Origin of the sequence: Nocardia rhizosphaerae, assembly GCF_042650365.1 — a bacterium.
Taxonomy (GTDB): Bacteria; Actinomycetota; Actinomycetes; order Mycobacteriales; family Mycobacteriaceae; genus Nocardia; species Nocardia rhizosphaerae.
Window position 1 is genome coordinate 414,327 of the sequence record NZ_JBHSBA010000003.1, and the last position, 25,167, is coordinate 439,493.

The following is a 25,167-nucleotide window of genomic DNA, read 5'->3' on the forward strand; positions in this document are numbered from 1 at the left end:
TGGTACGTGGGTGCCATTTTGTGGCGAACGACACTGCTGGTGGATTAGCCAGCGGTGTGCTGTTACGCACATCCAGGGCGCAGACCGAACGGTCGGCTCGCTACCAAGGCACGTCGGGGCCGCTGTCGGAAATATCTCACCCGCCCGGCCCCGGTTAGCGGAGCCCGTAGGTTTGACCAGCGCATTGTTGGGGAAACCTGCTGCGGTGCAGGTGAGTTCAGCTTTCGGCACCGTGCCGATGGCTGATACAGGGCTGCTCGGTGACGGTGTTCACGCAGGTAGAAGCGGGTTGTCCGGGATCGATCCGGCGCTCGCTCTGCTTTACACTGGACGACGCGCGCGACGAAGCATGCCGCCGTAACAAATCCCAGCTAGACAGGTTTATTAGCACAACCTTAGTTGGTTGGGTCTGCGGTCTGACTTATCGTTTGCTCTTACGCCGAACGCACCCCTGTTCGGCACAACCACCTGTTCGGGGTCCGTGAAACCGGGCCAAGACTAGCGGGTGAAACCCCGCCCGGAGGTAAGGGACGTGTAAGCGTTCCGTTACCTCTGAGCACCCCACTACGGCAACGAAGCGGGTGGACAACTGGAGACGTGACTGCACGCCGCAAACCATCATCGCCGCTGGTTTCGGATCGTACGGACGCAGTCTTGACGGAGGCGAAACGACGAAGGGCCACATGCTCAGCGAGCTGAGCGGCCGAATCATCGAAAGCCGACTTTCTTGAAGGCAGAGGCATGACGCAACTTCCTGGCCACAGGTCACCCGGTGCCACCGGGCTCTACGATCCGGCATACGAGCACGACGCCTGCGGCGTCGCGTTCGTCGCCGACATGCACGGTCGACGCAGCCGAGACATCGTCGACAAGGCCATCACGGCCCTGTTGAACCTGGAGCACCGTGGTGCCGCCGGTGCCGAGCCGAACTCCGGCGACGGTGCGGGCATCCTCATCCAGCTGCCGGACAAGTTCTTCCGCGCGGTCGTCGACTTCGAGTTGCCGCCTGCCGGTTCCTACGCCTCAGGTATCGCTTTCCTGCCGCAGTCGCGCCGCGAGGCCTCGCGGGCCGCCTACGGCGTCGAGAAGATCGTCGTCGAAGAGGGCTTGGCCGTACTCGGCTGGCGCGAGGTGCCGATCGAGGAGTCCTCGCTCGGCGCGCTGGCTCGCGACGCCATGCCGACCTTCCGGCAGATCTTCATCGCCTCGCCCAAGAACTCCGCCGAGCAGCTGTCCGGCGTCGAGCTGGAGCGGCGCGCCTACGTGATCCGCAAGCGCATCGAGCACGAGCTCGGCAAGTCGGGCCCCGGTGAGGGCTCGGTCGGCAAGGAGTCGGTGTACTTCCCGAGCCTGTCCGGCGAGACCTTCATCTACAAGGGCATGTTCACCACGCCGCAGCTGCGCGCGTTCTACCTGGACCTGCAGGACGAGCGCGTCGAGTCGGCCATCGGCATCGTGCACTCGCGATTCTCCACCAACACCTTCCCCTCGTGGCCGCTGGCGCACCCGTTCCGCCGGGTCGCCCACAACGGTGAGATCAACACCGTCACCGGCAACGAGAACTGGATGCGCGCGCGAGAGGCGCTGCTGCGCTCGGACGTGTTCGGCAAGGACGAGGCGGGCCGCAACCGCCTGCAGAAGATCTTCCCGGTGTGTACCCCCGGCGCCAGCGACACCGCCCGCTTCGACGAGGTGCTCGAGCTGCTGCACTTGGGCGGCCGCGAGCTGCACCACGCGGTCATGATGATGATTCCCGAGGCCTGGGAACGCAACGAGAACATGGACCCGCAGCTGCGGGCGTTCTACGAGTACCACTCGATGCTGATGGAGCCGTGGGACGGCCCCGCCGCGGTCTGCTTCTCCGACGGCAAGAAGATCGGCGCCGTGCTCGACCGCAATGGTCTGCGCCCCGGCCGCATCTGGGTCACCGAGGACGGCCTGGTCGTGCTCGCCTCCGAGGTCGGCGTGCTCGACATCGACCCGTCCACGGTGGTCCGCAAGATCCGCCTGCAGCCGGGCAAGATGTTCCTCGTCGACACCGAACAGGGCCGCATCCTCACCGACAGCGAGGTCAAATCCGAGCTCGCCGCGGCGCAGCCGTACCAGCAGTGGCTCGACGAGGGTGTGAGCAGGCTGGCCGATCTGCCCGACCGCCCGCACGTGCACATGTCGCACGATCGCGTGCTGATCCGGCAGCAGATCTTCGGCTACACCACCGAGGATCTGAACCTGCTGATCACGCCGATGGCCAAGACCGGCGGCGAGGCACTCGGCTCGATGGGCACCGACACCCCGATCGCGGTGCTGTCGAACCGGTCGCGCCTGCTGTTCGACTACTTCTCCCAGCTGTTCGCGCAGGTCACCAACCCGCCGCTGGACGCGATCCGGGAGAAGGTCGTCACCAGCCTCAAGCGCAACATCGGTCCTGAGGCCGACCTGCTGCACCCCGGCCCGGAGTCGTGCAAGCAGATCGCGCTCGAGCAGCCGATCCTGGACAACGACGAGCTGGCCAAGCTGGTCCACATCAACGACGACGGCAGCCACCCCGGCCTGCGTTCGGTGGTCGTGCGTGGTCTGTACCCGGTCGCCGAGGGCGGCGAGGGGATGCGCAAGGCGCTCGCGGCAATCAACATCCAGGTCTCGGCGGCCATCGACGGCGGCGCGCGGACCATCGTGCTGTCCGACCGCGAGTCCAACGAGAAGCTGGCGCCGATCCCGTCGCTGCTGCTCACCTCGTCGGTGCACCACCACCTGGTGCGCGAGCGCACCCGCACCATGGTCGGCCTCGTGGTCGAGGCCGGTGACGCCCGCGAGGTGCACCACATGGCGATGCTGGTCGGTTTCGGCGCCGCCGCGATCAACCCGTACATGGCCTTCGAGACCATCGAGGACATGCTCGAGCGCGGCTCGCTGCAGATCCCCGGCTCCACCGGCGACCTGGCCGCCGACTTCCGCAAGGCGGTCGGCAACTACTGCACCGCGGCCAGCAACGGCGTGCTCAAGGTGATGTCGAAGATGGGCATCTCCACCCTCGCCTCCTACAACGGTGCCCAGCTGTACCAGGTCATCGGCCTGGCGCAGGACCTGGTCGACGAGTACTTCACCGGTCTGAAGTCCCCGCTGGGCGGCATCGGCCTGGACGAGATCGCCGAAGAGGTGGCGATCCGCCACCGCACCGCCTACCTGGAGAACCGCAACGAGCGCGCGCACCGCGAGCTCGAGGTCGGCGGCGAGTACCAGTGGCGGCGCGAGGGCGAGTACCACCTGTTCAACCCGGACACGGTGTTCAAGCTGCAGCACTCCACCCGCACCGGCCAGTACTCGATCTTCAAGGAGTACACCAAGGCGGTCGACGACCAGTCCGAGCGGCTGGCGGCGCTGCGCGGCCTGTTCAAGTTCAAGTCCGGTGCGCGCGCGTCGATCCCGATCGACGAGGTCGAGCCCGCGAGCGAGATCGTCAAGCGGTTCTCGACCGGCGCGATGAGCTACGGCTCCATCTCCGCCGAGTCGCACGAGACGCTCGCGATCGCGATGAACCGGCTCGGTGCCCGCTCGAACTCCGGTGAGGGCGGCGAGAGCCCGGCCCGCTTCGAGGTCGAGGAGAACGGTGACTGGCGCCGCTCGGCGATCAAGCAGGTTGCCTCGGGTCGCTTCGGTGTCACCGCGCACTACCTGACCAACGCCACCGATATCCAGATCAAGATGGCCCAGGGCGCCAAGCCGGGCGAGGGCGGTCAGCTGCCCGCGCACAAGGTGTATCCGTGGGTCGCCGAGGTTCGGCACTCCACGCCGGGTGTCGGCCTGATCTCGCCGCCGCCGCACCACGACATCTACTCGATCGAGGATCTGGCGCAGCTGATCCACGATCTGAAGAACGCGAACCCGCAGGCTCGGATTCACGTGAAACTTGTCGCTGAGCCGGGTGTGGGCACGGTCGCCACCGGTGTGTCCAAGGCGCACGCCGACGTCGTGCTCATCTCGGGCCACGACGGCGGTACCGGCGCCTCGCCGCTCACCTCGCTCAAGCACGCGGGTGGGCCATGGGAGCTCGGCCTGGCCGAGACCCAGCAGACCCTGCTGCTCAACGGCCTGCGCGACCGCATCGTCGTTCAGGTCGACGGTCAGATGAAGACCGGCCGCGACGTGATGATCGCCGCCCTGCTCGGCGCCGAGGAGTTCGGTTTCGCGACCGCTCCGCTGGTGGTCTCGGGCTGCATCATGATGCGCGTGTGCCACCTCGACACCTGCCCGGTCGGCATCGCCACCCAGAACCCGGTGCTGCGCGAGCGGTTCTCGGGCAAGCCGGAGTTCGTCGAGAACTTCATGCTGTTCATCGCCGAGGAGGTGCGTGAGCTGCTCGCCGAGCTCGGCTTCCGTACCCTCGACGAGGCCATCGGCCGGGTCGACCTGCTCGACACCAGCAAGGCCAAGCAGCACTTCAAGGCAGCCAAGCTGGATTTGTCGCCGATCCTGGACATGCCGGAGACGGCGTTCATGAACCAGGACACCCGTTGCACCGGCACCCAGGACCACGGTCTGGACAAGGCGCTGGACAACGAGCTGATCGCGCAGAGCGCCGACGCGCTCGAGCGTGGTCAGGCGGTGAAGATCGAAACCAAGATCACCAACGTGAACCGCACGGTCGGCACCATGCTCGGCCACGAGGTGACCAAGCTCTACGGTGGCGCGGGCCTGCCCGATGACACCATCGACATCACCTTCAACGGTTCGGCGGGCAACAGCTTCGGCGCGTTCGTTCCGGCCGGTATCACCCTGCGCGTGCAGGGTGACGCCAACGACTATGTCGGCAAGGGTCTGTCCGGCGGTCACATCGTGGTCCGTCCGTCGCTCACCGCGCCGGAGGGCTACGTCGCCGAGGACAACATCATCGCGGGCAACGTGATCATGTTCGGCGCCACCAGCGGCCGGATCCTGATCAACGGTGTCGCGGGCGAGCGGTTCGCCGTCCGTAACTCCGGCGCCACCGCGGTCGTGGAGGGTGTGGGCGACCACGCGCTCGAGTACATGACCGGTGGCCGGGTGGTCATCCTCGGTGGCACCGGCCGCAACCTCGGTGCCGGTATGTCCGGTGGTGTCGCGTTCGTCTACGACCCGGAGGGCACCCTCCCCGGCCGGGTCAACCCGGATCAGGCCGAGGCGATCGAGCAGCTCTCCGGTGACGACTTCACCTGGTTGCGCGACATCATCACCGTGCACCGCGACGAAACGGGTTCGGCGGTCGCCGAGCGCATCCTGAGCGATTGGTCCCAGCAGGTGAACCACTTCGTGAAGGTCATGCCCCGCGAATACAAGAAGGTTTTGCTCGCCATCTCCGAGGCTGAGAAGAGCGGCAAGGACGTGGACGAAGCGATTATGGAGGCCGCTCGTGGCTGATCCCCAGGGATTTCTGAAGCACACTTCTCGGGAACTGCCGACCCGCCGGCCGGTGCCGCTGCGTCTGCTCGACTGGAAAGAGGTGTACGAGGACAAGTTCTCGCACGACACCCTCCAGCGTCAGGCCAGCCGCTGCATGGACTGCGGTATCCCGTTCTGCCACAACGGCTGCCCGCTGGGGAACCTGATCCCCGAGTGGAACGACCTGGTGTACAAGGGCAACTGGCGCGAGGGTATCGACCGGCTGCACGCCACCAACAACTTCCCGGAGTTCACCGGCCGCCTGTGCCCGGCTCCGTGTGAGGCGTCCTGCGTGCTCGGGATCAACCAGGATCCGGTCACCATCAAGCAGGTCGAGGTCGAGCTCATCGAGAACGCCTTCGACGAGGGCTGGGTCACCCCGGTGTACCCGACCCGCCTCACCGGCAAGAAGGTCGCCGTCGTCGGTTCCGGTCCGGCCGGTCTGGCCGCCGCGCAGCAGCTCACGCGGGCCGGGCACACCGTCACGGTGTTCGAGCGCGACGACCGCATCGGCGGTCTGATGCGGTACGGCATCCCGGAATTCAAGATGGAGAAGCGCTTCATCGATCGCCGGCTGGCGCAGATGGAAGCCGAGGGCACCATCTTCAAGGCGGGCGTGAACGTCGGTGTCGACATCACCGCCGAGCAGCTGCGCGAGCAGTTCGACGCGATCGTGCTCGCCGGCGGGGCCACCATCGCCCGTGACCTGCCGATTCCGGGCCGCGAGCTCGACGGCATCCATCAGGCGATGGAGTTCCTGCCGCTGTCCAACCGGGTCCAGCTCGGTGACGACATCACCGACGAGAACGGCCTGCCGCCCATCCACGCGAAGGGCAAGAAGGTCGTCATCATCGGTGGTGGCGACACCGGCGCCGACTGCCTCGGCACCTCGCACCGCCACGGCGCCGAGAGCGTGCACCAGTTCGAGATCATGCCGCGTCCGCCGGAGGAGCGCGCTGGTTCCACCCCGTGGCCGACCTACCCGCTCATGTACCGGGTGTCCTCGGCGCACGAGGAGGGCGGCGAGCGGGTGTTCTCCGTGAACACCGAGCGTTTCGTCGGCAAGGACGGCAAGGTCACCGGTCTCGAGGCGCACGAGGTCAAGATGGCCAACGGCCGGTTCGAGAAGGTCGAAGGCACCGACTTCACCCTCGAGGCCGATCTGGTCCTGCTGGCCATGGGCTTCGTCGGCCCGCAGAAGCCGGGCCTGCTGACCGACCTCGGCGTCGGCTACGACGGCCGCGGCAACGTGCAGCGCGACAAGAACTGGGCCACCAACATCCCCGGCGTCTTCGTCGCCGGTGACATGGGCCGCGGCCAGTCCCTGATCGTCTGGGCCATCGCCGAAGGCCGCGCCGCGGCCGCCTCGGTCGACCGGTTCCTGGAGGGCGAGACCGCCCTCCCTGCTCCGATCCCCCCGACGGCCGTCGCCCAGCGCTGACCCGCTGAATCACCGAGGCGCCCGTGGACTCATCGAGTCCACGGGCGCCTTCGTGCTGTCAGCGGCCGCCATCTGTATGGTATACAGATGAATCTGTATACCATACAGAGCTGCTAGCCAACGGGGAGGCACATGGATCTCGCGGATTTGGAGTCACTGCTCGACCGCTGTCGGAGTCTTGGCGGTGACCACAGCACATGTGAGGTCAAGAAGTCCCGACGAGGTTTTCCCCATACGTTGTGGGAGAGCGTCAGTGCGTTGGCCAACGCGCAGGGCGGCTGGGTCATTCTCGGTGTCGATGAGAAGAACGATTTTGCCGTTGTCGGTGTAGAGGACCCAGCGCAGATCGAATCGCAGCTGGCGGCGATGTGCTCAGATCTGGAACCGCCTGTACGGTCCGAGATCTGCACAGTTCAGGTCGGTGGTGAATCTGTAGTCACCAGCTACATTCCGCCGACGCCGCGAGATCAGCGGCCCTGCTATCGACGTAGCCTCGGGCCGTACGCGGGGTCCAGAATCCGGGTTGCCGACGGTGACCGGAAGTTCACCGACTACGAGGTTTCTGTTCTGCTCGCGAACCGGACGGTGCCACGTCAAGACACCGCGATTGTTCCCGACGCAGTGCTAGCCGATCTGAACCAGGATCTACTGAATGCCTTTCTGGGTCGAGTGCGGGACACGAAAGGTGAGATATTCCGGCGCGTCGATGACGAGCGCGCGCTGATGATGCTGAACGTCGTCAAGCTCGGTGACGGGCAGGTGCGGCCGACGTTGGCGGGCCTGCTCGCGTTCGGTACGTACCCGCAGACCTTCGAGCCGCAGCTGGATCTCACCTTCGTCGCGTATCCGACCAGCGTGCCAGGAGTGCTGGGTGCGGTTGGCGAACGCTTCATCGAGAACCGGGCGATCGATGGCCCGATCCCCCTCATGGTCAGCGAGTGCATCCGGGTATTGAAGCGGAATATGAAGCGCCGCAGCATCATTACCGGAATCTATCGCGTCGACGAGTGGGAGTACCCGGAGGAGGTACTTCGCGAGGCCCTTGTGAATGCGTTGGTCCATCGTGACTATTCTGACCAAGCCAAGGGTATGCAGGTGCAGGTCGAGATGTATCCCGACAGGCTGGTGATCCGCAATCCGGGTGGTCTTTACGGCCCGGTTGGGGTGAATGACCTCGGGACGAGTACCGTTTCGTCGTCGCGGAACAGGGCGCTGCTGAAAATCCTCGAAGATACGCCCTACGTGGACGGGCACATGGTTTGTGAGAATCGCGGCAGCGGCATAGCCCGGATTCGCATTGCGCTCACCGAGGCAGGTATGGAGCCACCCCGGTTTCTCGACGAGATCGCTTCGTTCACCGCAGAGTTCCCCAACCACACGCTGCTCGATGCCGAGGCATTGGCATGGTTGCAGCGCCTCGACGATCGGCCGTTGACTCGATCGCAGATGACTGCCCTGATCTCGATGCGCAATGGCACGGCGATGACCAACAGTGCCTACCGGTTGGCCACTGGCATTCAGGACAGCCGTGTCGCGACAAAGGAACTGAAGGAGATGGTGGATCGAAACCTGATCGAGCTGAAAGGTACCCGCGGCGGCGCGGCCTACTACCTGACCGCAAGGAAACCGATACACGGGGAGCATCCGCTACAGGTAGAGCTGCCGACGACGGCAGCGGAACCACCGCTATCCGAGGCTCCTGCCGAGGCGGCCGCCGCAGCAACGCTGGGAGAGCGGGTACTTCGGGCAATGGGTGACAAGGAGCTGTCCCGTGCACAGCTTCAGGTGTTGACGGGATTGAATCAAGCACAGGTCGTACAGGCGCTACAGCGCCTCAAGGCCCAGGGGCGAGTCGAGATGGTCGGCCGACCAAGGTCGAGAAACGCCAGGTGGCGCCCTCTCTGATCGCCCGGCACCCCGTCTTCTCGCGCGGAGTTCTTGGCGGCTGGTCTAGCCGGTCGACCCGGCTGGTGCCAGCGCCCGGCGGTGGTCGAGGGTGAGCAGGAGGGCCGTAGCGAGGTAGGCCGCGGCGATGATCAGGTTGAGGATGCCCTGGGGCGCTTGGCCGTGATCGAATCTGTCGAGGGCGGCGATCGTTATCACCCCGGAGCCGAAGTAGAAGCCGGCGAGCAGGGACGGTGTGGCGAGGCGGCGGGGGAGGAAGGCCGCGATCAGCAGCAGTAGCGAGAAGGTGAAATCGGGTACGGCGAAGATGTTGTCGGCGCGGTAGTCGGCGTTGACGATGAGCGCGATGATCAGCCAGGCGCTGACCGGGACGGCGAGAATTCTCGCGATGGTGAGCGGTGACATGGGTTGTACTCCTCAGTTTCCGGTTCGGCGTGGTCGAGGATGGACTGGACCAGGCCGGGGAATCTGGTGTCGAGTTCGGTGAGCCGCAAAGTGTTCATACGTTGACGGCCGCTGTCGAACTGGCGGATCAGTCCAGCGTTGCGCAGGGTCTTGAAGTGATGGCTCAGGGTGGAGGGGGCGACGTCGAGACCGAAGGAACCACACGGGCGGTCGCCGTCGGCGGCGAGCATGCGGACGATCCGGCGCCGGGTGGGATCGGCGAGCGCCTGCAGCACGTCGTCGATCACCACGTCCGCGATGTCGGGATGGGTCACCGTCTTCCAGCGTCCGAGCGGCACGGAACTCCTTCTCTTCGATAACTCTCGAAAAGATCGTACCGAGCCGAACCGACCGGCGCGAGGCGTCGCTTCACCAGCGGCGAGGAGTGATCGGTGGTGTGGCAGTGGAGGTGTGCTCGCACGCATCCGGTGTGACGGCACGGAAGGCGATCCAGAGCTGACGGCCGGTCACGAGGCAGCCGAGGACTATCAGGGCGTAGGGCAGGGTGAAGACCAGGAGCTCCGCTGGGGACAGGATAGCGACGAACCGTGGCCCGTCCGCTGCGTCCAGGTGGAGGTTCTCCTCGACGCCATCGGCGATGGTCACGGCGGCGGCGGGGAGCAGGATCGATCCGAGTGCGGTGACAATCTTCGTATAGCGGTCGCCGAGCCGAATGCCGCCGAGAAGGGTCGCCACGATCCCTGGGGCGAATATCGGTAGGCCGCCCAGCATGCTGAACACCCAGTTCCAGGCGAGACCAGCGGTCTCCCGGCCGACGAGCAGACCGGCGACGGCGCTCACGCAGATCCGACGAGCGGTAGCCAGATCGGCGAAACGGCCATCGCTGTGGCCCACGTGCGGGCGACACGCATCGGGTTCGACGGGCGCACGCCGTCGGGGCGATCGCTCATCCGTCGACGTAGAACGTGCCGACGCTCGGCGTCTGGAACCCACCGACGCCGGGCAGGGTCGCGGTGACCACCACCTGGCCCGGTCCGGTGACTATGCCGGTGTGCGCCGCGTCGCGGCCGGTGATCGTGCCGGAGCGGCCGTTGGACAGGTTCTACCAGGTGTACACGTACCCGTAGCTGGGGGGAGTCGGGCGGATGGTGCCGTTGCCGTGCGCCACGGTCGGCTGGACCAGGGCGGCGCCGTTGGCCGGGTTGGCGGCGACGATCAGTCCGGGGAGCTGTAGCCGGGTTTCGGCAGGGTGCTCCGGTTGCGCTGCCGCCACACCGGCCGTGGCGACCGCCGCGCCGGCGAGCAAACCTGAGATCGTCGGTGCCATCAAGCTTTTGTGCAATCGCCGCACGTGCCCTACCTCTTCTTGGTCCGATGCTCGGGGGCTATATCTGTTCGTTGTCGCCAGGCGTTACCTGGCGAGCTATCACTCGGCTACTGGTGATGTTCGCCGAGTGGCAGCGCGGTGCGCTGGGACCGGCGCCTGCACCGGCCGAAGACTACCCGCGCGGGTCGGCGGCCGGGGACGTCCGAGACGCGCCTGGTGCACTGAACACCGTGGTGCCCAGGCGTTTTCAGTGGCTACGCAAACGACATGGCTGATCTACGGTGCAGCACATAGACTTTCCGTTATCGATGTGTAACCGGTGATCCGAGGGGGAGCTGTGCCGTTACCGCCGGGAACGATGGCGAGTCTCCATCGCGCCGCGGAGCGTGGAGACGGCACAGCCATGCACAACCTCGCCAACATCTACTACGACCACAGCGATTTCGAGGCGGCCGAGCACTGGTTTCGGCGGGCCGCGGCGGCGGGGCACACCAGGGCGATGAACAATCTCGCCGTCCTGCTGGACAAGCTGGGCGACTACGACGAGGCCGAGTCCTGGTACCGCAGGGCCGCGGCAGGCGGCAACGCCAACGCCATGTACAACCTGGCGACCCTGCTCTACCAGTGCGGTGACCGGCGCGACGCCGAGAACTGGTACCACCACGCGGCATTCGCGGGGAATGTGGACGCGATGTACAACCTGGCCCGGCTCTACGAGGACCAGAACCGGCTCGACGACGCCGAGTCCTGGTACCGCGATGCCGCCGACCACGGCGATATCGACGCCGTCAACAACCTCGGCATGCTGCTACGCCGCCGAGGCGCGCTCACCGAGGCGCGCCGGTGCTTCCGGCGGGCGGCCGACTACGGGCATCCGCGGGCGATGGCGAATCTGGCGGCACTGCTCGAAGCGCAGGGAGCGCATCGGGAGGCCGAGTCCTGGTATCGCCGCGCGGCTGGTTGATCGCCGATCGTCCTGTGGTGTGATCTTTTCGTTATGTTCGCGAAATGGTCGCCGGTGGGTAAAAGCATGGTTGAGCTTGCGGTTTCCGGTCTCGCCGGCGAACGCTGCTGAGGTTACTCAAAAGTAGTGATACCGAGCGGTTTTCCAGCAAACCTCAGCAAACATTTTCCTGGACAGCAATTTTCCGGCGTTCGGGATGCGGGAGTTTGCGGGTGGGTATAACGTCTCGGTTCGATAACCGAACGATGACAGGCCGGGGCGTGTGAATTCTCTCGATGACTGCCTGAAACGCATCATGGACATTCCGGGTGCGCGCAGCGTGACACTGGTGGATGGGGCCAGCGGATTGGCGATCGCCGCCGCTGGAGTGCACGACAGCATCGACGAACACGAGGACGCGGCGGGCACGACCGACGTGGTGCGCGCCGCACTGGCCTGCACCGCGCTGGCCACCAGCGACGGCGACGACCTCACCGAACTGATCGTGTGCCGCACCGGCGGATTCCACCTGCTGCACCTGATCAACGGCGACTTCGACGGCAGGCTGTTCATGCACGTCGTATTCGACGGCGACACCGGCAATCTCGGCCTGGCCCGGTACCAACTCGGCAGTGCGCTCGCCGAACTGACCGGCGGCCCCCGATGAGCGCCGCCCTCGCCGAAGAACTGCACCGGCACGAGGAACGAGGCTCGACCGGCGTGCTGCGCGTCGGCGACGGGGAATTCCACCTGGCCCGCGGCGCGATCGCCTCGGCGGGCTGCCGTCGCACCATCGGCCTCGGTCGTCTCGTCGTGGAGTCGGGCGTGGCCACCGCCGAGGACTGGCGCCGCGCCGGCGCCGGCGATCCCGGCCCGCTGCTGCACCGGCCGCGGCTGGAAACCCTTGCGCTGCTCGCCGTCTTCGACGCCGCCTACCTGCTGCTCGCCTCGGACGCCGCACCGGAGTTCCGGCCCGCGCCCGAACACTGGCTCGCGCCGGTCTGCCGGATCGCGCCCCACGCGCTCGTGCACGAGTTCGCTCGCCGCAGCGACCCAGAGCGTGGTCCCTGGCCCGCCGAACTGGTCGCGAACGTCCCGGTGGTGCCTGCGGGCCGGGTGCGTGGCAACCGGGTGGTGCTCACCGCGGGACAGGCCGAGATGCTCGCCGCCGCCGACGCGCACCGCAGCATCGCCGAGATCGCCGCCGACCTGGGCCGAACCACATACGGCTGCCTCGTCGACGTCCGGGCGCTGACCACGGCCGGGCTGATCCGCCCGCCGGTGGAGACGCGCTCGACCGGCAGACATCTCGCGCTCGCGCCGCCACCGTCCGACGACGCGGCGCACCATCGACTTTCGGTGCCGGATTCGCCGAACACCACCGTGCCCGTCCTCCCGAGACGTGTACCCACGTCCGGCGGATCCGGCGCGACCGAAAGATCCGGGCGGCACGCGGCCGACGAGGAAGCGGCCGCGCACGCCCGGTTACCAGGACATCTGGTCGGTGCGGCTCCCTACGAGCCGGAACGCTGGCAACAGGTGGACCGGGAAATTCTCATCCGGCTCAGGGCGGCGTTGGAGGAGCTTGCGTGACCGTGCGGAGAAAGCTGCTCGGTGATTGGAAAGGAAAATTGGCGAAGGAGGCGATGCCGGTGCCCGAACGCAATACCGCCGTGCTGACCGAATTGAAGGCGTTGCGCGAGAAGTTGCCGCGCCTCACCGGCACGGTGGTGGCCTCCAGCGACGGGATGCTCATCGAACATGATCTACCCGCGCATATCGAACCCACCGGAATCGCGGCGATGGCCGCTGCGCAATTGTCGCTGTCCTACCGGCTGGCGACGACCGCGCACGGTGGTGGGTTCAACGAGGTCGTTGTGCTCGGCACCGAGGGGCAGGTGGTCATCTACGCCGCCGGATACACCTCGCTGACCGTGCTCGCGGGCCCAGAAGTGAACGTCGGCCGACTCCACCTCGAGTCGCGTCCGGTAGCTCGCGCGATCGCCGAACATCTGGCGATGGCGCATCCAGAGAAACAACCCGAATGAAAGGTTCGACATGTCGAATATGGATCTGGCGCTGAAGGACATGATGGTGATCGACGGCGCGATCGGTGCCGCGGTCGTCGACTACAACAGCGGTATGGCGCTCGGAATGCTCAGCAGCAGTAAAGCATTGGATCTGCAGGTAGCCGCCGCGGGTAACACCGAGGTGGTCCGCGCGAAAATGCGCACCATCGATCAGCTCGGCCTCAACGAGGAGATCGAAGACCTGCTCATCACGCTGGGCAGCCAGTACCACGTGATCCGTCCGATGACCGGACGCAAGTCCAAGGGGCTGTTCCTGTACCTGGCGCTCGACAAGGGACGGTCGAACCTGGCGCTGGCCCGGCACCGTCTCCGGGGCATCGAAGAAGACCTCGAGGTGTAGACGCCCCGGACACGGCGCGGACGCTGAAGGCTTGTCGGCGACTGATTGTGGCCGCCGACATCCTCGACCATGCGATATCGGACATTTTCCAGCGGTCGTGTGGCACCGGCGCGTCGCTGGCCCTATTGTGTTTCGCGGCGAGGTCTGGCACGAGCAAGGTTGAACTGGAGCGGTATGCAGTTGAAGAAGGTTGTCGCGGCGCTGGGTGTTGCCGCGGCAATGACCACCGGCATGATGGCGGCCGGCACCAGCGCGAGCGCGGCGCCGGGTTGCCCGAGTCTGTATGTAGTGGCGATCCCGGGTACCTGGGAAACCGGCCACGACAAGGAACCTGGGCCAGGCATGCTCGCCGGCGTCACCGACGGCCTGCCCCGTAACACTCAGGTCGATTACGTCACCTACGCCGCGACCGCGTTCCCCTGGGAAGGCGACGTCTACGGCAACTCGAAGAAGGAAGCCGTCAGCGCCGCCCGCGGCCTGATCACCGCCAAGCTCGCCGCGTGCGGCGACACCGACATCGCCCTGGTCGGCTACAGCCAGGGCGCCGACGCGGCAGGCGACCTCGCCGCCGAAATCGGCACCGGCGTAAGCCGCATCCCGTCGAGCAAGGTCAAAGCGGTCGGTCTGATCTCCGACCCGCGCCGCTCACCCACCGACACCCAGGTCGGCCCGCACGCCCAAGGCGCGGGCGCCGGCGGTGCCAGGCCGGGCGGCTTCGGCTGGCTCAGCGATCGGGTGCGCACCATCTGCGCGGTCGACGACCTGTACTGCGCGACGGCCACCGACGACTTCGTCACCCGGTTCGCCGGTTTCCTCGCGCAGAGCTCGGATGCCAACCCGGCCAATCTGTGGCGCTACCAGATCGAGGCGGGTGCCATCATCAACGACCTGATGGCGCACGGCGGCGTGCCGACGCTGCAGGCCCAGCTCTCCGACGCGGCCAACCAGCAGCGGGCCAAGGATCTGGAGCGGTTCTACCGCTCGCAGGCGCACACGCTGTACGGCAGCTATTCCGTCGGCGGCGGGCACACGGCCATCAGCTGGATGCACAACTGGATCGCCTCGCAAGCGTGAGTCACTCCCGCGGGCCCGGCGTCGCCTGACGCCGGGCCCGCGGTGTGTCACCGGGTGGTCCGAGCCAGGTTGCGTGGCAGCAGGTCCCAGACGTGGCCGTTCTCGTTGATGGTGGCCGCGGTGCGGGTGCCGGTGCGGGAGTAGAGGATTCGCGTCACCGAGCAGTAGTCGACGGGGAAGGTCAGCGGACGGGCGAGGCCGAGGATGTCGGCGAGCAGCACGTTGATCACGCCGCCGTGGGCGAAGACGGCCACCGTGTCGGCCGGGTCGGTCGCGGTGACGATACCGTCGACGGCACGCAGCACGCGGGTGGTGAACGCGGCGCCGTCGATCTGCTCGGGCAGCAGGCCCGCCTTGATGCGCGCGTAGGTCTCGGCGAACTCGGTCTTCGCGTCTTCGATCGGGATGTAGGCGGGCAGATCCCGGTCGTACTCGGCGAGGTCGTCGATCACGTCGACGGTGAGGTCGCGCGCGGTGGCCGTCGGCACCGCGGTGTCGCGGGCGCGGCGCTGCGGGCTGCTGACGATGCGGCTGATCCGGTGCGCCGCCAGCGCAGCGGGCACCCGCTCGGCCTGCTGCCTGCCGATATCGGTCAGACCGGGATCGGCGACGTCGGTGGTCGCGACCACGCGGTCGGGCTGCGCATGACGCACGAGAATGAGCTGCACGCCCCCACTGTACGAGTGGCCCGTTCCGCGGGCCGACGCTACCGCCCGGCGCGCTGAGTCGTCGGGCGCTTGCTCACGGCTCCGGGTCGATCTCCTGCCGCCCGGTGACGTCGGCGATGTCGAGGATGACGATCTCGCGGCCGTCCTCCTTCAGCACCTTCAGGAATCCGGGCGGATTCTCCAGCACGTAGCCGTCGATGACGCCGTTGGTGGTGTGGACGTACTCGCGGGAGACCCATGGCACCTGCACGGTCGCGGCCAGAATCAGCGCCGCCATGGTGACGATCAGCGCCGAGCTGCCGACGAACCAGTGCGCGAACCGCGCGCCACGCCGGTCCTTATGGCCGACGCGCAGCGACAGATACAGCGCGACGCCGAGCACGCACGCGCTCACCGGAACCCACCACACCTGACCGCGGTAGGTCCACAGCAGCGCGGCCGTGAACAGCGCGACGGTGACGAGCCAGGCGAGATTGCCCGCGGTGGCCCAGGACGGCGCGCCGTACCGGATCTGGCGGACCACGGCTTCCGGCAGCAGTACCGACAGCGCGATGCCGGCGAGCAGCGGGCTGGCCATGAGCGTGCCGATCACCATGGGCACCACGTCGTCGATGCCGAGCGTGCTGACCACCGAGAAGGCGGCGTTCCAGTCGTAGTCGGTGATCGCGAACAGCCGCAGCAGGAGGAAGAGCCCGGCCACGCCGGTCGCGGAGAGTCCCTTGGCGAACAGATGGTCGTTCGAGGACTCGCGTGGGTGCCTCGCCATCGGGCGAGAGTACCGCCGCGAGTCCCGCGATCACGGCAGCGCTCGGCCGATGGCGCTACTTGCCGTATGGCGGCTGACCACCGTGCGGAGGCGGACCACCGTGCGGGCCACCGTGCGGCCGCTGGCCCTGCTGCCCGTATGGCGGCGGCCCACCCTGTGGCCCACCGTAGGGCGGCTGGGCGGGCGGCTGGCCCGCACCGTCGTTCTTCTTGTTCTTCAGCATCAGGACGACGCCGACGATGATCACCACGACCACCAGGCAGCAGATCCCGCCGACGATCAGAAAGCCGCCACGGCCACCGCCGCCGCCCCTGCGCTTCTTCTTCGCCAGCAGGTCGGTCGCCGTGTCGACCGCGCCCGCGCTCGCCAGCGTGTCGACGCTACTGGTGAACGTGAGTGGATCGACCAGGGCAGCCGTGGTCAGCAGGTCCAGATACATGAATTCCCATCCCGTTGTCTTCCCCGGCACCCTCCCGATACCGGAACCCTTACATCCGTACACAATTCAGCGCGGTTTCACCAGAGGGAAGGGCAGCGTCTCGCGGATGCTGCGGCCGGTGATCAACATGACCACCCGATCCACACCCATCCCGAGCCCGCCCGTGGGCGGCATGGCGTGCTCGAGCGCCTGCAGGAAGTCCTCGTCGAGTTCCATCGCCTCCGGGTCGCCGCCCGCGGCGAGCATCGACTGCTCGGTGAGCCTGCGGCGCTGCTCCACCGGATCGGTGAGTTCGCTGTAGGCCGTGCCCAATTCGACGCCCCAGGCCACCAGGTCCCAGCGTTCGGTGACGCCGTCGATGCTGCGATGCGAGCGGGTCAGCGGGGAGACGGATGTGGGGAAGTCCAGGTAGAAGGTGGGGTCGGTGGTCTGCGATTCCACCAGGTGCTCATACATTTCCAGCACGATCTGACCGGCGTCCCAGCCGTGCTGGTAGGTCACGCCCGCCGCGTCGCACAGCTCGCGCAGCCGGGAAACCTCGGTGCGCGCGGTGATTTCGGTGCCGATGGCCTCCGACACCGCGCCGTGCACGGTGCGGACCCGCCATTCGCCGGAGATGTCGACGGCGTCGAAACCACCGTCGCCGTTGGGGCGCAGCGCCACCTCGGCACCGTTGGCCGCCACCGCGGCATCCTGGATGAGGCGACGGCACAGCTGCATCATTCGCAGGTAGTCGCTGTGCGCCTCATAGGCTTCCAGGATCGTGAACTCGGGATTGTGGCTGAAGTCGACGCCTTCGTTGCGGAAGGTTCTGCCGATCTCGAACACCTTCTCCATGCCGCCGACGCACAGCCGCTTGAGGTACAGCTCGGGCGCGATGCGCAGGTACAGGTCGAGGTCGTAGGCGTTGATGTGAGTGCGGAACGGAGTGGCGTTGGCGCCGCCGTGCACCTGCTGCAGGATCGGTGTCTCCACCTCGAGGAAGCCCCAGTTGAACAGCGAGTCCCGGAGCGAGTGCACCACCGCGCTGCGCTTGGCCAGCACCTCGCGCGCCTCCGGTTCGATCGCCATGTCCACGTAGCGCTGGCGCACCTTGGCCTCGGCATCGGCGAGACCGCGCCACTTGTCGGGCAGCGGATGCAGGCACTTGCCGTTCATCCGCCAGTCCTGGGCCAGCAGCGAGAGCTCGCCGCCGCGGCTGAAGCCGAGCTGCCCGCTCACCTCGATCAGATCGCCCAGATCGAAGAACTCGGTGAACTCGGCGCTGCGTTCGGCGCCGACCCGGTCCCGGTCGATGAGCAGCTGGATCTCCTCGCTCCAATCCCGGACCAGCGCGAAGATCACGCCGCCGTAGTCACGGATGCGCAGGATGCGGCCTGCGACCCGCACGGTCGTGCCCCTCGGGCAGCGGCGGGCCGCTGCGATGGTGTGGGTGGGCGGGTAGGCGATCGGGTAGGCGTCGATGCCTGCGGCGGTGAGCCGGTCCAGTTTGGCCATCCGCACCCTGACCTGTTCGGGCCTGCGTGGACCCGGCTCGGCCTCGGCGCCCTCCGGTGTCTCGGGCGCGCTGCCGTCGGCGTGCAGGCCGGTGACGCTCGCGGGCACGGCCGGATGGATGCCGGTGTGCACGGCCGCGTCCGGCTCGGCGCCGAGCCGCGGCAGGAACCCTTCGGCCAGCCCGCTCGCCGCCGCCACCCGCGGCAGCTGCCTGCGCTCCTCGAACAGGAAGAACCGCGGCACCCAGCGCGGGTGGTACTTCACGTTCGACCGGTACAGCGCCTCGAGCTGCCACCAGCGCGAGAAGAACAGCAATACGCCGCGCCAGGCCCGCAGCACCGGGCCCGCGCCGATCCGGCCGCCCTCCTCGAACACCGAGCGGAACACGGCGAAGTTCAGCGAGATCTTGGTGATTCCGTACTGTTCGGAGTTCAGCGCGAGCTGCGAGATCATCAGCTCCATCACGCCGTTGGGACTGTGCGGGTCGCGGCGCATCAGCTCCAGCGAGACGCCGGTGCGGCCCCACGGGACGAACGAGAGCATGGCGAGCACCCGGTCGTCGTGGTCGACCGCCTCCACCAGCAGGCAGTCGCCGTCGAGCGGGTCGCCGAGGCGGCCGAGCGCCATCGAGAAGCCCCGCTCGGTCTCGGTATCGCGCCAGGCATCGGCACGGGCTCCGACGTCGGCCAGTTCGGCGGCGGGGATATCGCGGTGTCTGCGTACACGCAGCCCGATACCGTGCTTGCGCAAGCGGTTCGCGGCCTGGCGCACCTGTTTGCGCTCCGGCCCGGCGAGGGAGAAGTCGCGGGTGTCCAGGATCGCCTCGTCGCCGAGGCGCAGAGCCGAAAGGCCGGCCTGGCGATACGCGGTCGCGCCCTGTTCGCTCGCGCCCATCACCGCCGGCGCCCAGCCGAAGCGGTCGGCCTGTTCCAGCCAGGCCCGAATAGCCTGCGGCCAACCCTGTTTCGGCCCGATCGGATCCCCGCTGGCCAGGCAGACACCGAGCTCGACCCGATAGGTGATGGCCGACTTGCCGTTCGGTGCGAACACCACCGCCTTGTCGCGCCTTGTCGCGAAGTAGCCGAGCGAGTCCTCCACATCGCTCGCCGCGAGCAGTCCACGCAGCGCCGACTCGTCCAGGCCCGTCATCGCGTTCACCGCGCGCTGAGAGCGCAGCAGCACGATCACCGCGGCCAGCAGCGCGATCGCGCCGAACAGCCCGAGCAGGAAATTCACCCACGGCCGCGGATGCCCGTCGAAGTGCTCGTTGTCGACCAGCACCGCCGCGGTGACCCGGTACACCGCCCACAGCGGTCGCTGCGCACCGGCGGGCAGGGTGCCCGGCGCCAGCTCCACCAGGCCCCAGCCGAGCAGACAGCCGAGCGCGAGACCGGCGACCAGGACCCCGAGCGCCTGCCACAGCGCGCCCGGCCGGACCCTGGTGTAGAACTCGGCGCGGGCGGCGATCAGGATGCCGAGGACGACAATATGTACCACGGCCGCGATCAGGGCGGAGATGTTGTCGTCGCGGACGAAGTCCCCGATGTTGGTCACCGTGTAGAGCAGTAGGTAGAGCACAAGCAGCCACCACGCCACCCGTTTGCGGGCGGCCAGCGCCGCGGCGAGCAGCGCTACGACCAGCGCCCACACCAGGCTGGTGTCGGGCGCGTCGAAATAGTAGGTGTCCACATGTCGCCGGGGTGTCTGCGTGAGATGCCGCAGCGCGGGGGAGACGCTCCAGAACAGACACAGCACCGCGAACACACCGAGCACCAGCCCGGTGATGTGCGGCACCTCGGCCAGCCTGCCCCGCCCGCGATGGGGCACGGCGGCGGCGCGGTCGGGCGGAGCTTGGACGGTGGGTTGCTCGGCCTGCGTGCGGGTCACCGATCCAGTGTGCGTCCATTCGCACCCGATCGGTATGCAAGGATTGGCCCATGTCGGAACCAGTCGATGTGCCGATCGATGACGAGGTCATCAAGCTCGGGCAATTCCTGAAGCTGGCCAACCTGATCGAGTCGGGCTCCGAAGCCAAGACGGTGATCGCCCAGGGTCTGGTCCGGGTCAACGACGAGGTGGAGTTGCGTCGGGGCAGGCAACTGCAGATCGGCGACGTCGTCCTGCTGGCCGGGCACAAGGTGCGGGTGTCCGGGAACTAGCCCGAACACCCGCGGGGGATCTTTCAATCTTCGGCGCGAACCACGATGCCGTCGGGGTCGCTGTAGAGCATTTCGCCGGGAACGAAGGTGATGCCACCGAACTCCACGGTGACGTCCTTCTCCCCGCTGCCGGTCTGGGTGCTCTTGCGTGGGTTGGTGCCGAGGGCCTTCACCCCGATGTCGAGGGTGCGCAGGATCGCCGAGTCGCGCACCGCGCCGTTGACGATCACCCCGGACCAGCCGTTGTCGACCCCACGGCCCGCGATGATGTCGCCGACCAGGGCGGTGTGCACGCTCGCGCCGCCGTCGACGACGAGGACCTTGCCCTCGCCCGGCTCACTCAGGGTCTGCTTCACCAGCAGATTGTCCTGGAAGCACCGGATCGTGGTGATCCGTCCGGCGAACGCGGCCCGGCCACCGAACTGGATGAACTGGGTGTCACAGCTGCGGATCTCGGGGCCGATCTCGTCGGCCAGATCGGCGGTTGCCACTACATTCGCTGATTCGGTCATGGGGTGATTGTGTCAGGCCTGCTCGGCGTGAGCCTTGTTGATCTCGCGGACGAGGCTGTCTGTGGTGTGCTTCACGGCGACTTTGATGAACGGCTCGATGGTCTTGCCGAGCATCTTGCCCGCGATGCCACCCGGCACGAAGTACTCGATCACCGCGTCGACGGTGCAGACTTCCTCGCCCTTGGGCAGGAACTGGAATGTGGTGATGATCTCGAAGCCCTTGATCGCCTTGGTGGCGATCAGCCTGCCCTCTTCCCAGCGCACGACCTCGATCCGGGAGGTGAGCGAGGCGGGACCGAGCTTCATCTTCCCGTCGAACTTCGCGCCGACGCCGTCGGTCTGCTCGGTGACCGGGGTGAAGGACTCGATGCCGTACCAGAACTTCGGCAGGTTTCGGTAGTCGTTCATGAACGCGAACGCGGTCTTGGCCGGGGCGGCGCAGTCTTCGGCGATCCTTACTTCGGTCATAGCGGCAACTCTAGCGATGCGCCAGCTACGCGGTGATCGCGAGCGTCGCCGCCAGGCCGAAGCCGACGGCCATCAGCGCCACCTCGATCGCGGCGTTGCGCACCGAGACCTCCGCGGTCACCCGATGTTGCGCCGCTCGCCCGACCCAACTGCGCCGCCACCACCAGCCGAGTCCGACCAGTCCGAGCAGCAGTACGAGTTTGGCGAGCAGGATCCGGCCGTAGCCGGTCGACCACAGCGGTTCCAGCCCGCCGATCCGTACCAGCCCGTCGACGATTCCGGTCGCCGCGACCGCGAGCACGAGCGGTGCCGCCAGCGCCGAGTACCTCGGCAATGCGCTCGCCCAGTCACCTCGGGTGCGCAGCACCAGGACCATCGCGAGCAGTAGCCCGAGCCAGGCCGCCGCGGCCAGCGCGTGCACCGCGGCGAGCACCGAACCGAACGCCTGCTGGGACATGTGCCCGGTGATCGGCCGCAGCGCCAGCGCGACCGCGGCGAAGACCAGCACCAGATCCGCCGACGCCGACTCGGGCCTGCGGAACGCCACCGCCGCGTAGCAGGCGATCGCGCCGGTGCAGAACAGCAGGGCGATACCGATCTGCCCGCCGCTGAGCCTGCCGAGGAAGGTACCGAAATCGGCGGCGCGCAGCGCCGTCACCGGCACGCCGACCACCTCGGCCGCTTCCCCGAGCAGCACGGCGAACTCGGCCGCGAACCAGACCCCGGCCAGCGCGGCGAGCGGACGCCAGGCCACCCGCAGCCGCTCGTCGAGCCGGGGCAGGGCGGCCAGCCCGAACACGATCGCGCCCGCGCCGTCGGCGAGCACCCGCGCGCAGGCCGCGAACGGAAAACCCGCGCCGCCACGGAGCAGCCAGGCCAGCACCACCCCGAGCCCGGCGGCGACGACGACCGGCACCAGGATCCGCCACCGCCGCAGCGTGGCGCCGGGTGCCCGGCGTCCGGTCGTCATCGGTGCCTACTTGGCGCGCCCGGCACGGCCGCTGAGCAGCGCGACCCCGAGGCCGGCACCGAAGAGCGCCACACCACCGGCGATGAACACCCACAGTGGGATGCCACTGGACGCACCGGCACCGTCGGCCTGCGCGGCACCCGGCTTCTCGCCCGGCGTTCCGGTGCCCTCCTTGCTGAGCGTGAAATTCCTGGTCCCGCTCACCGGATGGCCGTCGGCCGAGGTGACCCGGAACGCCAGCGTGTACTCGCCGACCGGGCCGAGCTCACCGACTGCCACGCTCACCGACCTGCCATCGACGACGGCCTCGCCCTTGGACCACAGCCTGCCGTCGGGACCGACCACGGTCAGCGATGGGAAGTTCGGCTGCAGGTCCTCGTTGAAGGTGACGCTCGCGCGGGCAGGCCCGACCTCGACGGTCGATCCGTCCTCCGGCACGCTGCTCACCGCTGCCGAGTGGGCGCCGGCGGTGCCCGCCGCGGCGAACACGCCGGCGAACAGGACCGCGAGCAGCGCGACCAGTACGCGGGCCCGGCCGCGTTGTTCCGGGCGCATCACGACTGCCGCGAACGGAAGACGAGGCCGAGGCCGAGAGCCGCGGCGAACAGACCGAGCGCCAGCCCGATCCCGCCGAGCCAGCGCGCCACCGAATCCTGTTCGGAGGTGGTCGTTTCGCCACCGGCGACGTGGTGGTCACCGCCCGCGGCGCCGCCATCGGCGGCGAGGGTGAGCGTGGGGGCCGGGTGCTCGGGTTCGGCACCGTCGGCGCTCGGCTGATCCCAGGCGACCACCTTGCCGTCGCTGTAGGTCTGTTCGGCCGGGAACAGCACGGTGTCCCGGTCGGGCAGCGGACCGAGCGAGAGCACGAACCGCTGGAACTGGCCGGGCCCGACGCCAGGGTTGCCAGGGGCGGCGGTCCAGGTGACGGCGACCGTCTCGCCCTTGTCGTTGCGGTCGGTTGTGGTCGTCCAGCCCGCGAGCGGTTCGGTGCGAACGCCCTTCAGGTTCGGGATGGTGACGCGCAGCGCCGTGGTCGACGCGGTGTCGGATTCGGTCGGCACCTTGAAGGTGGCGACGGTGTACCCGCCCTGTGCGGCGCCGGGCGCGTCGACGGTGACGTGCGCGGCGGCCGAGCCGCAGGCGGCGAGCACCAGACCGGCCGCGAGCGCGGCCGTTGCGGTGCCGCGAGTGATGAGGTTGTGCATGGGATGCCTTCTGTCCGAAGTGGATCTGTGGTCGGGTCAGAAGGGCAGTGGTGGTGCGCGTGGGCCGTGTGCCAGGAATGGGTTGCTTCCGACGGCTGCGGCGAGCACCGGGGGACGGCGCCGCGCGCCGCCGATCGCCATGGCTCGCGGCGCGCCGAGTAGCGCCCTGATCGCGCCCGAGGCCAGCAGATAGAGCCGCTCGGCGACGAGAATCAGTGCGGCACAAGCGAACGCGGCGAGCAGATGGGCGGCGATCATCGGTATGTCCGGCAGATGCAGAATCGCGTCGAGCCCGCCATGATGATCCAGCGACCCGGCGAGGGCGAAGTGCCCGGCCCATTGACCGCCGATCAGCGCAAGCAACGGGCGTGTCGCGGGCCCGGCCACGGTCTCGGTGGTCCGAGCGCAGACCCCCAGGCTTGTCCGATGTGGTACCGCCGCATCGCCCGGCCCGACCGCGAACGCGCCCGCCGCCAGCGCGACCAGCAGCAACAGTGCGAACTCCGCCGATCCGGGCACCCCGCCGCCCGCGATCCCGTGGGCGGCGACCGCGAGCGCGCCGACGAGAACGCCACAGCCACCACCGCGCAGGCGGGCGGTGAGCTGTGGCGTCGTCACGGCCTTGGTCAGCGCACGCCGAGGCGGGCGAGCGCGTCGTTCTCCAGCACGGTCAGCTCGGCGGAGATGGAGGCGTGCACGGCCTTGCGGCGGGCGGCGGGCATCTGTTCGGCGGTGTTCACCGCGACGGTGAGATCGGCCAGCCGCGAGCGGGCGGCGGCGACGAACTTCGCGGTGTCGGTGTCGTCGGGGGCGTCGGCGGCGACTTTGTCGAGCGCGCCGCCGGTGTTGGTGATGCGGGCCTGCAGCCGGGCGCCGTGCCCGCTGAACTCGCCGAGCTGGTCGATCCCGATGCCGAGCTGCTGCGCCTTGCGCGCGTCGAGTTGACCACGCAGATAGGTGGCACCGCGGTAGGCCAGCGGGGTGAGCACGGGGACGAGCACCCTGGCCACTCCGATGTACTTGCGGATCTGGCTCGCGCTGAACAGCTCGCGATCGGCCTTGGCCGCCAGCTTCTGGGCGGCCTTCTCCTCCGCCTGCAGCGTCGCGATCTGGGCCTTGGCCACCTTGGCCTCGGTCCGCGCCTGTGCCTTGGCCGCCCGGCGCGAGGTGCGTTCGCCCGCCTTGGCCGCCTTGCGCTCGTTCTTGGCCCCGAGCTTCGCCTCGACCTCGGCTTTGTGCTTGAGCGCCTTCGCCTCCGCGCGTCGGCTCGGCCGCCGCTTGCGCTTGCTGAACAACCCCATGAGATCAGGCCCTCCGTCATGCTCGCCAAGTCACCGGGCAGCGCCGTCCTGGCCGGCCTGCCGTCCTTCGTAGCGTAGTGGGATCAGGGTAGCGATTGGGCATTGTGTCGGGGGGAGGGACCATACTGCTTGCGTGCGTGCAGCCGAGAACGACTTCGACGGCGGGCCGGTGCAACGCCGGGCCCCCGCTTCCGCTGCGCCCGATCGGGGCGCCGACAGCGAGCCGCGAGTCGCCTTCCTCG

At 68.0% G+C, this 25,167-nt stretch carries 25 protein-coding genes; 10 read left to right on the plus strand and 15 right to left on the minus strand.

All coding sequences use genetic code 11. The features are described 5' to 3' along the window. The first annotated feature begins 741 nt into the window (after positions 1-741). From gltB to ACFOW8_RS03490, 3 genes are all read left to right on the plus strand, one after another. Positions 742-5,394 (plus strand): glutamate synthase large subunit, encoded by a 4,653-nt coding sequence (gene gltB / locus ACFOW8_RS03480; protein ID WP_378545302.1) that lies wholly within the window; start codon positions 742-744, stop codon positions 5,392-5,394. After that, positions 5,387-6,856, plus strand: coding sequence for a glutamate synthase subunit beta (locus ACFOW8_RS03485; protein WP_378545304.1), 1,470 nt, complete (start codon positions 5,387-5,389; stop codon positions 6,854-6,856). Before gltB ends, ACFOW8_RS03485 begins: the two co-directional genes overlap by 8 nt. A 132-nt stretch (positions 6,857-6,988) precedes the next feature. Continuing rightward, complete coding sequence (locus ACFOW8_RS03490) at positions 6,989-8,761, plus strand: ATP-binding protein (RefSeq protein WP_378545306.1); 1,773 nt, start codon at positions 6,989-6,991, stop codon at positions 8,759-8,761. Between the two features lie 45 nt (positions 8,762-8,806). Here the strand turns inward: ACFOW8_RS03490 and ACFOW8_RS03495 are convergent, their stop codons facing one another. The 4 genes from ACFOW8_RS03495 to ACFOW8_RS03510 form a co-directional block, all read right to left on the minus strand. After that, a complete protein-coding gene (locus ACFOW8_RS03495) occupies positions 8,807-9,166 on the minus strand; it encodes a hypothetical protein (protein WP_378545308.1) in 360 nt (119 codons plus the stop codon). Next, positions 9,112-9,504 (minus strand): ArsR/SmtB family transcription factor, encoded by a 393-nt coding sequence (locus ACFOW8_RS03500; protein WP_378545310.1) that lies wholly within the window; start codon positions 9,502-9,504, stop codon positions 9,112-9,114. The genes ACFOW8_RS03495 and ACFOW8_RS03500 overlap by 55 nt, the downstream gene beginning before the upstream one ends. A 70-nt stretch (positions 9,505-9,574) precedes the next feature. After that, complete coding sequence (locus ACFOW8_RS03505; RefSeq protein WP_378545312.1) at positions 9,575-10,006, minus strand: hypothetical protein; 432 nt, start codon at positions 10,004-10,006, stop codon at positions 9,575-9,577. A 262-nt stretch (positions 10,007-10,268) separates the two neighbouring features. Then, the gene (locus ACFOW8_RS03510) at positions 10,269-10,493 is read right to left on the minus strand and encodes a hypothetical protein (RefSeq protein WP_378545314.1); all 225 of its coding nucleotides are present in this window, start codon (positions 10,491-10,493) and stop codon (positions 10,269-10,271) included. A 358-nt stretch (positions 10,494-10,851) separates the two neighbouring features. Here ACFOW8_RS03510 and ACFOW8_RS03515 point away from each other — a divergent pair, with 358 nt between their 5' ends. The 6 genes from ACFOW8_RS03515 to ACFOW8_RS03540 all read left to right on the plus strand — a co-directional run bounded on the left by ACFOW8_RS03515 (position 10,852) and on the right by ACFOW8_RS03540 (position 14,940). Continuing rightward, positions 10,852-11,457 carry a tetratricopeptide repeat protein gene (locus tag ACFOW8_RS03515; RefSeq protein WP_378545317.1) on the plus strand — a complete coding sequence of 202 codons (606 nt, stop codon included), beginning with the start codon at positions 10,852-10,854 and terminating at the stop codon, positions 11,455-11,457. A 262-nt stretch (positions 11,458-11,719) separates the two neighbouring features. Beyond that, the gene (locus ACFOW8_RS03520) at positions 11,720-12,103 is read left to right on the plus strand and encodes a hypothetical protein (protein WP_378545320.1); all 384 of its coding nucleotides are present in this window, start codon (positions 11,720-11,722) and stop codon (positions 12,101-12,103) included. Further along, complete coding sequence (locus tag ACFOW8_RS03525) at positions 12,100-13,029, plus strand: hypothetical protein (protein WP_378545323.1); 930 nt, start codon at positions 12,100-12,102, stop codon at positions 13,027-13,029. The genes ACFOW8_RS03520 and ACFOW8_RS03525 overlap by 4 nt, the downstream gene beginning before the upstream one ends. Next, positions 13,026-13,484 (plus strand): roadblock/LC7 domain-containing protein, encoded by a 459-nt coding sequence (locus ACFOW8_RS03530; RefSeq protein ID WP_378545326.1) that lies wholly within the window; start codon positions 13,026-13,028, stop codon positions 13,482-13,484. Before ACFOW8_RS03525 ends, ACFOW8_RS03530 begins: the two co-directional genes overlap by 4 nt. Positions 13,485-13,494: 10 nt before the next feature. Next, a complete protein-coding gene (locus ACFOW8_RS03535; RefSeq protein ID WP_378545329.1) occupies positions 13,495-13,866 on the plus strand; it encodes a hypothetical protein in 372 nt (123 codons plus the stop codon). Between the two features lie 174 nt (positions 13,867-14,040). Then, a complete protein-coding gene (locus tag ACFOW8_RS03540) occupies positions 14,041-14,940 on the plus strand; it encodes a cutinase family protein (protein ID WP_378545332.1) in 900 nt (299 codons plus the stop codon). A 47-nt stretch (positions 14,941-14,987) separates the two neighbouring features. Here ACFOW8_RS03540 and ACFOW8_RS03545 read toward each other — a convergent pair whose 3' ends face one another. From ACFOW8_RS03545 to lysX, 4 genes are all read right to left on the minus strand, one after another. Next, positions 14,988-15,608, minus strand: coding sequence for a histidine phosphatase family protein (locus ACFOW8_RS03545; protein ID WP_378545335.1), 621 nt, complete (start codon positions 15,606-15,608; stop codon positions 14,988-14,990). Positions 15,609-15,681: 73 nt separating this feature from the next. Further along, complete coding sequence (locus tag ACFOW8_RS03550) at positions 15,682-16,374, minus strand: hypothetical protein (protein WP_378545338.1); 693 nt, start codon at positions 16,372-16,374, stop codon at positions 15,682-15,684. A gap of 55 nt (positions 16,375-16,429) precedes the next feature. Continuing rightward, entirely contained in the window at positions 16,430-16,813 is a 384-nt protein-coding gene (locus ACFOW8_RS03555; protein WP_378545341.1) for a hypothetical protein, read from the minus strand. 66 nt (positions 16,814-16,879) lie between these two features. Further along, entirely contained in the window at positions 16,880-20,197 is a 3,318-nt protein-coding gene (lysX, locus tag ACFOW8_RS03560) for a bifunctional lysylphosphatidylglycerol synthetase/lysine--tRNA ligase LysX (RefSeq protein WP_378545344.1), read from the minus strand. Between the two features lie 50 nt (positions 20,198-20,247). Between lysX and ACFOW8_RS03565 the strand changes: the two genes are divergently transcribed. Beyond that, on the plus strand, positions 20,248-20,469 hold the full coding sequence (locus ACFOW8_RS03565) for an RNA-binding S4 domain-containing protein (protein ID WP_378545346.1): 222 nt from the start codon (positions 20,248-20,250) through the stop codon (positions 20,467-20,469). 23 nt (positions 20,470-20,492) lie between these two features. Here ACFOW8_RS03565 and rraA read toward each other — a convergent pair whose 3' ends face one another. Genes rraA through ACFOW8_RS03600 form a run of 7 tightly spaced genes read right to left on the minus strand, consistent with a single transcriptional unit; the run spans position 20,493 to position 24,925 of the window. Then, positions 20,493-20,981 (minus strand): ribonuclease E activity regulator RraA, encoded by a 489-nt coding sequence (gene rraA, locus ACFOW8_RS03570; RefSeq protein ID WP_378545349.1) that lies wholly within the window; start codon positions 20,979-20,981, stop codon positions 20,493-20,495. A 12-nt stretch (positions 20,982-20,993) separates the two neighbouring features. Beyond that, positions 20,994-21,449, minus strand: a complete 456-nt coding sequence (locus tag ACFOW8_RS03575; RefSeq protein ID WP_378545351.1) for an SRPBCC family protein — start codon at positions 21,447-21,449, stop codon at positions 20,994-20,996. A 25-nt stretch (positions 21,450-21,474) separates the two neighbouring features. Continuing rightward, a complete protein-coding gene (locus tag ACFOW8_RS03580) occupies positions 21,475-22,419 on the minus strand; it encodes a CopD family protein (RefSeq protein ID WP_378545354.1) in 945 nt (314 codons plus the stop codon). Positions 22,420-22,425: 6 nt separating this feature from the next. After that, positions 22,426-22,974, minus strand: coding sequence for a copper resistance CopC family protein (locus tag ACFOW8_RS03585; protein WP_378545356.1), 549 nt, complete (start codon positions 22,972-22,974; stop codon positions 22,426-22,428). After that, positions 22,974-23,624, minus strand: coding sequence for a YcnI family copper-binding membrane protein (locus ACFOW8_RS03590; RefSeq protein ID WP_378545359.1), 651 nt, complete (start codon positions 23,622-23,624; stop codon positions 22,974-22,976). Before ACFOW8_RS03590 ends, ACFOW8_RS03585 begins: the two co-directional genes overlap by 1 nt. A gap of 36 nt (positions 23,625-23,660) precedes the next feature. After that, complete coding sequence (locus tag ACFOW8_RS03595; RefSeq protein WP_378545362.1) at positions 23,661-24,242, minus strand: hypothetical protein; 582 nt, start codon at positions 24,240-24,242, stop codon at positions 23,661-23,663. 8 nt (positions 24,243-24,250) lie between these two features. Next, the gene (locus ACFOW8_RS03600) at positions 24,251-24,925 is read right to left on the minus strand and encodes a DUF6474 family protein (protein WP_378545365.1); all 675 of its coding nucleotides are present in this window, start codon (positions 24,923-24,925) and stop codon (positions 24,251-24,253) included. Positions 24,926-25,167 lie beyond the last annotated feature (242 nt).